Annotated in this window: 12 protein-coding genes; 10 read left to right on the forward strand and 2 right to left on the reverse strand. The window is 45.8% G+C overall.

The features are described from left to right. Positions 1-299: 299 nt before the first annotated feature. Genes NL930_RS09230 through NL930_RS09275 form a run of 10 tightly spaced genes read left to right on the forward strand, consistent with a single transcriptional unit; the run spans position 300 to position 9,876 of the window. A complete protein-coding gene (locus NL930_RS09230) occupies positions 300-953 on the forward strand; it encodes a 4Fe-4S dicluster domain-containing protein (RefSeq protein ID WP_039675510.1) in 654 nt (217 codons plus the stop codon). Continuing rightward, positions 953-2,893: a proton-conducting transporter membrane subunit gene (locus NL930_RS09235; RefSeq protein WP_254376491.1), complete on the forward strand. Its 1,941-nt coding sequence runs from the start codon at positions 953-955 to the stop codon at positions 2,891-2,893. The genes NL930_RS09230 and NL930_RS09235 overlap by 1 nt, the downstream gene beginning before the upstream one ends. A gap of 12 nt (positions 2,894-2,905) precedes the next feature. After that, complete coding sequence (locus NL930_RS09240) at positions 2,906-3,832, forward strand: respiratory chain complex I subunit 1 family protein (protein WP_254376492.1); 927 nt, start codon at positions 2,906-2,908, stop codon at positions 3,830-3,832. A 2-nt stretch (positions 3,833-3,834) separates the two neighbouring features. Continuing rightward, a complete protein-coding gene (gene hyfE, locus NL930_RS09245) occupies positions 3,835-4,488 on the forward strand; it encodes a hydrogenase 4 membrane subunit (RefSeq protein WP_041961957.1) in 654 nt (217 codons plus the stop codon). A 1-nt stretch (position 4,489) separates the two neighbouring features. Further along, entirely contained in the window at positions 4,490-5,959 is a 1,470-nt protein-coding gene (locus NL930_RS09250; protein WP_254376493.1) for a hydrogenase 4 subunit F, read from the forward strand. 9 nt (positions 5,960-5,968) lie between these two features. Further along, positions 5,969-7,708 carry an NADH-quinone oxidoreductase subunit C gene (locus NL930_RS09255; RefSeq protein ID WP_041961959.1) on the forward strand — a complete coding sequence of 580 codons (1,740 nt, stop codon included), beginning with the start codon at positions 5,969-5,971 and terminating at the stop codon, positions 7,706-7,708. After that, the gene (locus NL930_RS09260; RefSeq protein WP_039675500.1) at positions 7,705-8,244 is read left to right on the forward strand and encodes a formate hydrogenlyase complex iron-sulfur subunit; all 540 of its coding nucleotides are present in this window, start codon (positions 7,705-7,707) and stop codon (positions 8,242-8,244) included. The genes NL930_RS09255 and NL930_RS09260 overlap by 4 nt, the downstream gene beginning before the upstream one ends. Next, positions 8,241-9,062, forward strand: coding sequence for an NADH-quinone oxidoreductase subunit B family protein (locus NL930_RS09265; protein ID WP_039675498.1), 822 nt, complete (start codon positions 8,241-8,243; stop codon positions 9,060-9,062). Before NL930_RS09260 ends, NL930_RS09265 begins: the two co-directional genes overlap by 4 nt. Then, positions 9,062-9,421 (forward strand): formate hydrogenlyase maturation HycH family protein, encoded by a 360-nt coding sequence (locus NL930_RS09270; RefSeq protein WP_039675496.1) that lies wholly within the window; start codon positions 9,062-9,064, stop codon positions 9,419-9,421. The genes NL930_RS09265 and NL930_RS09270 overlap by 1 nt, the downstream gene beginning before the upstream one ends. 8 nt (positions 9,422-9,429) lie before the next feature. Next, positions 9,430-9,876, forward strand: coding sequence for a hydrogenase 3 maturation endopeptidase HyCI (locus NL930_RS09275; protein ID WP_039675494.1), 447 nt, complete (start codon positions 9,430-9,432; stop codon positions 9,874-9,876). A 2-nt stretch (positions 9,877-9,878) separates the two neighbouring features. On the opposite strand, the gene NL930_RS09280 is transcribed toward NL930_RS09275, so the two are convergent. Together NL930_RS09280 and NL930_RS09285 are read right to left on the reverse strand one after the other, a co-directional pair. After that, a complete protein-coding gene (locus tag NL930_RS09280) occupies positions 9,879-10,640 on the reverse strand; it encodes an ABC transporter ATP-binding protein (RefSeq protein WP_254376494.1) in 762 nt (253 codons plus the stop codon). Beyond that, complete coding sequence (locus NL930_RS09285) at positions 10,633-11,061, reverse strand: ABC transporter permease (protein ID WP_254376495.1); 429 nt, start codon at positions 11,059-11,061, stop codon at positions 10,633-10,635. The genes NL930_RS09280 and NL930_RS09285 overlap by 8 nt, the downstream gene beginning before the upstream one ends. Positions 11,062-11,089 lie beyond the last annotated feature (28 nt).

Raw genomic sequence — 11,089 nt, forward strand, 5'->3', positions numbered from 1 at the left:
ACTCAGCTATTTTCATGCTATGAACTTAATGTAAGATTTCTTCGAGGGAAGATTTAGGCATTTAAGGTCTTGGTAGGTCTAAATCAATCTATCATAACGAAGTCATTCGAGTATGATATATTGGTTTAAGAAGTATAGTTAGTCTATACATAGAGCTCTTTGATAATCCATATAAATACTAAAGAGTTTGCTTAAGAGTTGATGCACTTTTAAGGCAACGGCCAAAAGCAATACTCTTTAATTTCAACAGGTTATCAAAGAGTTTTATTAAAAATTACACAAATCATAGAGGAACGTCTATGTCCAAAGTTCATAAATTTGTTATTACAAATCCGGATATCTGCATTGCATGTAACGCCTGCATGAAAGCTTGCGTGAAACATGCTTATATACGTGGGAAGCTCTCCAAAGCAAGGCTCGACGTGCTCAGCTTAGAGAGCGGTAAAATGCCCAATCAATGCCGTCAATGCGACGATGCGCCGTGTGCCAACGTTTGTCCGACGGGTGCGCTTCGCATTGACAATGCATGCGTTGAGCTGTGCGAGGAGATTTGCATCGGCTGTAAACTCTGTACGATTGCCTGTCCTTACGGAGCTATTCACGTCGATGCGGAATGCCCGCCTTCCGTTCGAGACGAATGGGAAAGCAACTTGGAAGCCGGTTGCGTCAGCGGGCTCAAAAGCATCGCAATTAAATGCGATTTGTGCGCGGGTATCGAAACCGGCCCTGCATGTGTCGGCGTTTGCCCGACGGGCGCGCTCGTTATGATCGACCCCGTGCTTGAAGAGTGCAAATTCGGCAAAAAAATCAAAGGCGATATGGCTCCGTTTTTAAAAGCCGTCGTTCCGAATGCGAATATTGAAAATATCCCGGCACCCGAAATCAAAAAGCCCAAAGAGCCCAAACCCGCACCGGCTCCGGAAACATCCGAATCCACTAAAGAGGAAGCCTAATGCAAACGATATACACTCTTTTTTTATTAACCTCGCTTGTCTCTCTCGCGCTGTATAAAAAACCGCTTCTTGCGCAAAAAATAGGATTTGGTTGTGCCGGTCTTATTTCGCTTTACGCAGCGGTTTTTTTCTTTTCCAACCTCGATGAAACGATGTTGTGGAAATTGCCGGGCAGTTTTATCAGCTTGCCGCTTTTTAAGCTCGATTCACTCGGAATGTTCTTTAGCTTCTTGGTCAGTTTCATCGCCTTTGCGGTTTCGCTTTTCAGTTTCGATTATGCAAAGTTTTACGAGAAAAAAGCCAATTTAGCGGTTTTTGCCTCCTTGTTTAACGCATTTATCCTCTCCATGCTTTTAGTCATCGCGAGCGATAACGTCTTTTCGTTTATGCTTTTATGGGAAGTGATGACGCTCCTTTCGGCACTCTTGATTCTCATCAACGACGAAGAGGGTGCGGGCAAACGCGTCATGATTTATCTCGGTATCGCACAAATAGGAGCTTCGTGTTTGATGGTCGCGCTGATTATTATGGCAAGCCTTGCCGGTACATTTGAGTTTAGTCAATTTGAACATCTCGACATCGGTATGGGTATGAGCATAACGCTCTTTTCGCTTCTTCTTTTGGGACTCGGCTCCAAAGCGGGTATGTTTCCGTTTCACGTTTGGTTACCCGTTGCCTACTGCCAATGCCCCTCAAACGCTTCGGCTCTCATGAGCGGCGTTATGATTAAAGTTGCCCTTTTTGCGTTTATCAAATTTTCGCTTCTTTTACCTCAAGTCGTTTATTTCGGTTATATCCTGCTTGCAATCGGAGCACTAAGCTGTATCTTTGGTATTATCTATGCGTTAATTTCCAACGATTATAAAGCCTCTATCGCTTACAGTTCGTGCGAAAACGTCGGTATCATCTTTTTAGGACTCGGCGGTGCGTTTTACGGTTTGGGAACCGACTCGCCGATCATTGCGTTAATGGGATTTATCGCAGGGTTTTACCATATTTTAAACCATGCGGTTTTCAAATCGCTTCTATTTATGCTCAGCGGTAACATTTTTACCGAAACCCAAACACGTGATATGGACGCGCTTGGCGGATTGCATAAAAAGATGCCGATCACGTCCGTTATCTTTTTTGTCGCAGCACTTTCCATTTGTGCGCTTCCGCCGCTTAACGGCTTTGCAAGCGAATGGCTCATCTATAAAACATCCGTCATAGGCGGTATGGCAGAAGGCGGAAATTCTCGCTTTTTCTTCTCGCTCGCCGTTATTGCGCTTTCCATTACCGGAGCAATGGCGATTATGGCATTTTCCAAAGTTTACGGCGCGATTTTCTTAGGTGTCGCACGGGATAGCAAAAGCATTGAAAACGCTAAAGAGGTTTCCGTCGGTAGACTCGCTCCGCTAGCCTTACTCGCAAGTCTTTGCGTCGGTTTCGGTCTTTTTATGAACGACATCGTAGGCATGCTCACGAAAATCGTTCTAACGATCATACCGCAAACCAGCGCCGGCGTCTCAGGGCTGATCTCCATGCCGCTTATCGTGGCAATCATGCTCTTATGTTCCGTATTGCCTTTTGTCTTCCTCTATTTCCTCAAAGCCAACAACAAAGAAGTACGCGTAAGCGACCCTTGGGCATGCGGCTTTTTATACAATAAAAACATGCAAATCGGCTCCAACTCTTTTACCGGAGACGTGAGGAAGGCGTTAAGTTTTCTGATCAAACACGAGCAAGAGATCAAATTGGACGGCTATTTTTCCAAAGCGGTCTATATCAAGAAAACACACGACTTTTTTTGGGAAAAACTTTACAAACCCGTCATTGATCTTGTGATGAACATTGCCGAAGAAATCGGTATTTTTCAAAACGGACGCACTAACCTTTACGCGGGTTATATTTTGATTTATCTTTGTTTGATACTCATTTTTGGGTACTACTATTTATAAGGAGAGGGCACGATGGATTTTATTTACCTACTAATACAACTGGTGTCGGCGATCATAGTGGCTCCTCTTTTTGACGGTATTTCACGAAAATTAAGAGCCAAATTTCAATCGCGTATAGGACCGAGCATTTTTCAAACCTATTACGACATTTTTAAACTCTTAAAAAGAGGACGCACCAAATCAAGCAGTACGAGTTACGTTTACCAAATCGCACCCTACTTGCTTTTTATCAGCGCGGCGGCGATGTTTTGTACCTTACCGATTACGTACGGGGCGAATTCAAGTGCCTTGACACACTTTTCGGACATTTTCGTATTGCTCTATTTTGGAGCATTGTTCCGCTTTATCTTTATCGTTGCGGGTATCGATACCGCCAATCCTTATGCGGGTATTAGTGCCAGCAGGGAAGGAACCATCGGTTTTTACACCGAAGAAGTTGCCGTCATTTGTCTGATCGTTGTGATGATGGGTACGGGAAGTACCGGTTTGCCTTTTATCTCTTCTTTGGTACAAACGGGAGAGTACGGTTATGCGATTCCTTCTTTTGCCATCGCTTCTACGGCTTTCTTGTGGGTCATGTACGTTGAGACGGGTCGAAAACCTTACGATTTGGCAGAAGCCGAACAAGAGTTGCAAGAGGGAGTGCTCGGAGAATTTTGCGGCAAAGATTTTGCGATCATCGATATAGCGATTTTATTGAAGCAAATTACGGTATTAGGCTTTTTCCTTGTCGTGTTTATGCCTTGGGCGGGACTTGTCGATAATCCGATTTTATCGTTGGTGCTTTTCTTGGTCGAAGTAGGCTTTTTATATGTGATGGGCGTTTTTATCGATAACTTCGGACCGAGATTTACGATCAACAAAGGAATGAAACGCACGATGCTCTTTGCACTTGCGATTTCGTGTACTTCGTTAGTACTCTATATTATGGGGATTTAACTATGGCAACTATTAACCTAATCGATATTATCGCCGTCTTAATGATGGGAACGAGTTTTGCGGTCTTTAGTTTAAGACAATACCGACACAGCGTTTTGGCATATGCCCTGCAAACGCTTTTATTGGTTGCGATCTTTTTGGCGTTGTACGACAAATACGATTCGCACGAACTGTTGGTTTGGTCCGTTACCGCTTTTATCATTAAAGTGGTCTGCGTACCGCTTTACCTCTTGCGATTGATCAAAAAACTAGGCGTTGTCGTCGAGGACGAACCCGTGGGCGGCTTTTTTATCTCGCCCGTCGTAGCACTTAGCTTTTCGCTGGCGGTTGCGATGATGTTTTACAAAGTGTTTATTCACTTTTCAATTTTTAAAGACGTCTTGCCGCTTTTTGCCGCTTCGTTTATCTTTATGATGGGCATTTTCGGCTTTATTTTACGAACCTCTTTTCTTAAACAGATCCTTTCGTATTGTCTGTTTGAAAACGGCATTCACTTAAGTTTGGCGTTGATGGCATACACTTCACATGAATTGGTCGAAGTGGGCATTTTAACCGACGCCGTTTTTGCGGTCATTATTATGAGTATTTTGGCAAAGCGATTTTACGCCTCTTACGGAAGTCTCAATACATCTAAAGCGGTCAATTTAAGGGGATAACATGGATCTTTTATTATTAATACTCACCGTACCTTTTGCTTTTGGCGTTATCATGTTCTTGATGCCGCTTCATTTTAAGTTTTTGCAGACGTTTCATATCCTCTTGAGCGTGATTGTTTCGTCGCTTTTATTGTGTGCCGTAGGCAAGGTCGTCAATAAAGAGGTGCTCTCCTTATTTCACGACTTTATCTTTTTAGATTCGATGGGGGCTATCTTTTTGTCGCTCATCGCCATTACGGGACTTCTTGCCAACGTTTACGCCACGACCTATATGAAATGGGAACTAGAGGGCGGACATATTAGCTTGCGTGAAGTCAAAAACTACTTTGCACTCAGTTTTATCTTTACGTGGACGATGAGTTTAAGCGTCTTATGCAACAATATCGCGTTTATGTGGGCGGCTATCGAAGCTACAACGCTTGCATCCGTGTTTCTCGTCGCGGTTCACAACGATAAAAAATCGACCGAAAGCGGTTACAAATACATCGTATTGTGCAGTATCGGTTTGGCGTTTGCACTGTATGCAACCATTTTACTCTACTCTGCCGCCAACGGTAAAATCGACGGCGAAGCGATGCTGTACACCAACTTGCTTGCCAATGCGGCAAGTCTAGACCCTATGGCGTTAAAACTGGTCTTTATCTTTGCGTTAATCGGTTTTGGAACCAAAGCCGGATTGGCACCGACGCATACGTGGCTTCCCGACGTTCATGCCGAAGGACCCGCACCGACATCCGCATTGCTCTCGGGCGTCCTTTTAAAATGTGCTATGTTAGGATTGATTCGCTATTACGCGGTCGTTGCTAACGGCGTCGGATTTGATTTTGTCGAAACGGTTATGGTAGTGAGCGGTACGTTAACGCTTTTCGTCTCCGCCTTTTTCTTGATTCGCCAACATAACGTCAAACGTATGTTCGCTTATCACTCAATCGCGCATATGGGCGTTATCGCGTTTGGTTTGGGCGTGGGCGGTGCTATCGGATTGTTCGCAGCCTTGTTTCACTGTGCGGCGCACTCGTTTACCAAAGCCTTAGCCTTTTGTTCAACCGGAAATATCGCCAGAATTTACGGTACGAAAGATATGACCAAAATGGGTAATATGATCCGCATCGCGCCTTTAACGGCGGTACTTTTCGGTATTGCGATCTGTTCATTGGTCGGTGTTCCGGGATTTGCCATTTTCGTCAGCGAATTTTTAATCTTTAAAGCCGCCGCCATTGACGGTAAATACATTTTAATGGGTATCTTTGCGGTTGCCTTAGCGATTATTTTTATCGCCGATTTTTCACACTTCTTTTTAGCATCCTTCGGTAAAGTGGAAGGTAAAGTAGAGCATAACGGCGAAATGAAGCTCAGCGAAAATTTACCGTTGATTGCTTTAGCCGTTTTGATCGTAAGCTTCGGTGTTTGGCAGTTCGATTCCTTTACGTTCTTACTTGATCAGAGCGTTAAAACCATACTAAAACAATAGGACTTTCTAATGAAATGCGATAAATTTATAGAAGCGCTAGGACAAAGAGTTAAAATTTTAGAAGTCACGAGGCAGTACGAAGATCAAGTGACCGCTTTGGTGGAGCTAAACGACCTTCCCGAAGCGGTACGTTTCTTGTATTACGATATGGGCGGTTATCTTTCCACGATGATTCCCAACGACGAGCGAAGCATCAACAAACATTATGCGCTTTACTACGCGCTTTCGATGGAAGGCGGCAAAATGTTTGAGGGAGACGAAATCGCACAAGACGAAAAATGTTTCGTTACCGTTAAAGTGCTTATCTCTCCCGAATCATTGGTTTTCCCGTCCGTGACGCCGTTGGTGCCGGCTTGCGTCTGGTATGAAAGAGAAGCTTACGATATGTTCGGTTTGATCGCCGAGGGCTTGCCCGATAAAAGACGCTTGGTCTTAAGCGACGACTGGCCGGACAATCTCTTCCCGCTTCGAAAAGACGCGATGGATTACCGCTATCGTCCCGATATGAAAGAGCATTATATGGAGCCCGAATACGACTTTTTACGTCCGGAAGGCTCGGGGATTATCGACGTACCTTTGGGACCTTTGCATATTACGGCGGACGAACCGGGGCACTTTAGACTCTATTGCGACGGCGATACCATTATCGATGCGGATTACCGACTCTTTTACCAACACCGCGGTATGGAAAAACTTGCCGAGAATCGTATGAACTACGATCAAATGGGCTATTTAGCGGAACGCGTATGCGGTATTTGCGGTTACGCCCATGCGATTGCGTGTATCGAGGCGGCGGAAAAAGCGATTAACTTGGAAATTCCGGCTCGTGCGCAAGCCATTCGTATCGTCTGTTCGGAGATCGAAAGACTTCACAGTCACCTTTTAAATATCGGTTTGGCATGCGAAGTGACGGGTAACTACAACGCGTTTATGCACATTTTTAGAATTCGCGAATACTCGATGAAACTTGCCGAACTGGTCACCGGCGGACGTAAAACTTACGGTAACGTCGTTATGGGCGGACTAAGACGCGATATGACGGGTCATGAGATAAAAGAGAGTTTACGCATCTTGCATATCATCGAAACGCAAGTCGAAGAGGTTTGGGATGCCGTGATGGACGATCAACGCCAAATGAAACGTTGGAAAGGTGTGGGAATTCTTGATAAACAAGTCGCACGCGACTTTTCGCCCGTCGGTCCGAACATCAGAGGTAGCGGTATTAAACGCGACACCCGTTACGACCACCCGTACGACTTTTTCAAACAAGTCAAATTCGATGTTGCGGTTGTCGAAGGCGGCGACGTATTTGCCAGAGAGATGGTGCGTTATATGGAACTCAAAAGCTCCGTTTCCATCATTCGCCAATGCTTCGAGTTGATGCCTCAAACCGCGATCATCGTCGATCCGAAATTTCACGTTAAACCCGAGAACTACTCTTTGGCGTACGTCGAAGCACCCAGAGGCGAGAACGTTCACTGGATCATGCAAGGCAGCGCGCAAAAAGTGTATCGCTGGAGATGCCGTGCCGCAACGTACAACAATTGGCCGAGCCTTCGTTTTCAATTCCGCGGTAATACGATTGCCGACGCCGCCCTCATCGTGTGTAGCTTAGATCCGTGCTATTCATGTACGGAGCGTGTAACCGTCGTGGACGTTCGAAGCAAAAAAAGCAAAATTTTGACGCACAACGATTTGAAAGCGTTTTCGCAAACCCTTAAAAACAGTCCTATGAAGGATCTCAAATGATGAAACTTCTCGATATTAGTAAAAAATACGGCGAAATTACCCATAAGTACCCGTTTGAGCCTTATAAAGTCGCCGAAAATTTTCGCGGCAAACCCGCTTATATTTACGATCTTTGTATCGGTTGCGCGGCATGCGGCGTTGCCTGCCCGTCCAATGCGATTACGGTACAATTGAACGAGAATAAAAGCAAATTAATATGGGAATTCGACTGCGGACGCTGTATCTTTTGCGGAAGGTGCGACGAAGTGTGCCCGACCGGTGCGATTAAGCTAAGTGAAGAGTTTGAACTGGCGGTTAAATTCGATAAATCCGCGATGATTCAAAGGGGAGAACTGGAAGTACAATGTTGCAGCGAATGCGGCAAACCTTTCAGTGCCAAACGCTTGGTCAAATACAGTTTAGAGTGTTTAAGTAAAGCCAATTTGGGCGAAAAACGATTGGAAGAGGCAAAAAGTTACGTCAGCGTTTGCCCTACATGTAAAAAAACGGCTACGGTAGCAAACTTTACCGCCGGCAAAGAGATGGTGATAGAATGAAAACGTATGAAGTTCCTCAAAATATTCAAGACGCCAACGACTTAGAGCAAAAACTGGAATTGCTCAAACACATCGGACGTAGTTTTAGCGTTTATCGCATCGACTGTGGAAGCTGTAACGGCTGTGAAATCGAAATTTTTGCCGCCATTACGCCGCTTTGGGATCCCGAACGCTTCGGTTTCAAACTCGTCGCCAACCCTCGTCATGCCGACATTTTACTCTGCACGGGTCCCGTGACGCGCCAAATGTACTATCCGCTACTTCGCGCCTACGAAGCCACGCCCGATCCTAAAATCGTCGTAGCACTTGGAGCATGCGGTGCTACCGGAGGCATTTTTTACGATGCCTATAGCGTGCTCAGCGGCATCGATAAGATTATTCCGGTCGACGTTTACATTCCGGGGTGCCCTCCGCATCCGGCGAGCATCATCTACGGGCTGACCACCGCTCTTGGCGTTATGGATCAAAGACTGCAAAAAACAAGCTTTGAACATGATAACGAAATGCCGCCCGCAGTCGAAGATTCCGTTTTAGGCAATACCCTTTTCGAGAGGGATTTGTTGGTGCATTCCAAACGTCTTATGAGTTATATTTTCGGACGTAAATTGTACGACAAATACCTTGCGGCACTCGTAAAAAGCGGCAATATCAAAGACACGAAAGCGACCAAAGCCGCGATTACCGAAGCGATGAAAAAAGAAGACGACCCGCGCTATGCGGAGTGTTTGGGTATTTTGCATAACGAGATTTATACCCAATACGTTCCGTGCCAAGAAGAGGATAAAATCAGCCTTCATCGCGTGAAGTGGGGACGCTAATGGTTGAAGTCTATAAACTGATGCAGCGGCATCTCGACGGCGCAAAATCGGGCGACGCCAAACTCGATCAGATCAAAATCTTTTCAACATGTATCGGCCATGGCGTCGGAACGATTGATTTTAGCGAGAAAGTGTTGGAAATACCCGAATGTGAATTCGACGAGATCGTGGCACACGGCGGAGAATATCTCAAATTCAAAATCGGTAACCTAAGTCGGTATTTTGAAATCGAAATTTTCCCCGAACATGCCGCGCAATTGGTTCCTCAAATGCTCGAATGCCCTTTAAAAGAGATTCTTGCGAACTTAAAAGAGGGCTATTTGGTGTTGCGTAAAGATTTTCAAACATCCAGAGCATAGGAAGCGACGTGAAAAAAGCACTATTATGCATCGGAAACGAACTTAGAGGCGACGACGGCGTCGCCATTGCTCTTGGGAGGCTTGTCGAACAACGCCTCCCCTCGTGGACGGTCTTCTTCGGCTACGATACGCCCGAAAACGAATTTGCCGCTTTGCGCGAATTTCAACCCGACGTGATCGTCGTAGTCGATGCGATGAGCGGATTTAAAGAGGATAAAATCGAATTTATCGACCTCAGCGACGAGCGTACCTACGTCTACTCGACGCATAACCTACCGACGCCGATTTTGATGAGTTATCTTCGAGAGATTTGCATTCAAACCATTTTTTTAGGGATATGCGTTTTACTCGAAAACGTCTTGCATTTTAGCGAAGGGTTAAGCCAAAGTGCCCAGACGTCCGTTACCAAAGCGTTCGACAAACTTCAAGAACTCGACGCGATGCTTGAGGCGTAAGCCTAAAGGGCTTTAGCCTCTTTCAAACGTCCCAAAATCGTTTCGTAAAGATGCTTGATTTTTAAGGAAGCGTTACGTTGTTCCTTGGGCGTTTGCGGCGTCACAACCTCTAAAATACGACCGGGTCGTCCGTGCATCAGCACCACTCTATCACCCAATAACAAAGCTTCGCGAAGCGAGTGCGTCACCAAAACCGCGCTAATGTGATTTTCGCTAAAAAAGCGCTGCATCGCTTCGTCCATCATCTCTCGTCCCACCTCGTCAAGCGCGGAAAAAGGCTCATCCATCAAAATGAGTTTAGACTCCATCGCAAGGGCACGTGCAAGTGCGGCTCGTTGTTTCATACCGCCTGAAATCTCCCTCGGATAGGCTTTCGCAAACGAAGCAATGCCCGTTTTTTCCATATATTCTTGGGCTTTTTCTCGCTTTTGATTTTTGGAAAGCGCGGTACGATGCAACGGTAAAATCACGTTTTCTTCGATGCTTAACCATACAAAAAGCCCCGAATCTTGCGGAATGAAACTGCGCGAATGATGCGGTGCGACAACGGCTTCGTCGCGGTGCAATACCGTACCGCTATTAGGCGTCTCAAACCCCGTAAACAGACGAAGCAAGGTCGATTTGCCGCAACCGCTCTCGCCTACGATAGAGATGCATTCTCCTACATGTAACGTCAGATCGATCTTTTGAACGGCAACGACGCAACGGTTTTCATGGGCTAAAAAATAGGCTTTGCTTAAACCTTCGGCTAAGAGTTCAACCATTGCCTACCCGCTGTAAAATTTTCTTTTCCAAAACCCTAAATCCCCATTTTTCCGCAACGATTCCCACCGCACAGATCAAGCCGATGGAGATAAACACGACTTCAAAATCAAGCGACCAACGCGATGGGATAATGGCATAGCCCAGCCCCACGCTACTGCCGACGACCATCTCCGCCGCGATCAATACGCGCCAACCGATAGCCAGTCCCAAACGAAGTCCCGTTAAGATCGGCAAAGCGCATAAGGGCAGGATGAGCGTAAAAAAAAGTCGAAACGAAGAGAGGTTCATCATCTTTGCCATGGAAAACGTTTGAGCGGGAATCGAATGAAGTGCTAATGCCGTGTGCATAAAAATCAGGGGAAACGCGCTCATCGCGATCATAAAAAGCGTCGCTCTCTCGCCGATACCGAACAAGAGCATCGCGCAAGAGCATCGCGAAAGGAATCCA

Source organism: Sulfurospirillum sp. hDNRA2 (assembly GCF_024206095.2).
GTDB lineage: Bacteria > Campylobacterota > Campylobacteria > Campylobacterales > Sulfurospirillaceae > Sulfurospirillum.

Bases quoted from the DNA above. Each gene is read 5' to 3' on its own strand.
- NL930_RS09230 (WP_039675510.1), top strand. From the start codon at position 300: ATGTCCAAAGTTCATAAATTTGTTATTACAAATCCGGATATCTGCATT.
- NL930_RS09235 (WP_254376491.1), top strand. From the start codon at position 953: ATGCAAACGATATACACTCTTTTTTTATTAACCTCGCTTGTCTCTCTC.
- NL930_RS09240 (WP_254376492.1), top strand. From the start codon at position 2,906: ATGGATTTTATTTACCTACTAATACAACTGGTGTCGGCGATCATAGTG.
- hyfE (WP_041961957.1), top strand. From the start codon at position 3,835: ATGGCAACTATTAACCTAATCGATATTATCGCCGTCTTAATGATGGGA.
- NL930_RS09250 (WP_254376493.1), top strand. From the start codon at position 4,490: ATGGATCTTTTATTATTAATACTCACCGTACCTTTTGCTTTTGGCGTT.
- NL930_RS09255 (WP_041961959.1), top strand. From the start codon at position 5,969: ATGAAATGCGATAAATTTATAGAAGCGCTAGGACAAAGAGTTAAAATT.
- NL930_RS09260 (WP_039675500.1), top strand. From the start codon at position 7,705: ATGATGAAACTTCTCGATATTAGTAAAAAATACGGCGAAATTACCCAT.
- NL930_RS09265 (WP_039675498.1), top strand. From the start codon at position 8,241: ATGAAAACGTATGAAGTTCCTCAAAATATTCAAGACGCCAACGACTTA.
- NL930_RS09270 (WP_039675496.1), top strand. From the start codon at position 9,062: ATGGTTGAAGTCTATAAACTGATGCAGCGGCATCTCGACGGCGCAAAA.
- NL930_RS09280 (WP_254376494.1), bottom strand. From the start codon at position 10,640: ATGGTTGAACTCTTAGCCGAAGGTTTAAGCAAAGCCTATTTTTTAGCC.
- NL930_RS09285 (WP_254376495.1), bottom strand. From the start codon at position 11,061: ATGCTCTTGTTCGGTATCGGCGAGAGAGCGACGCTTTTTATGATCGCG.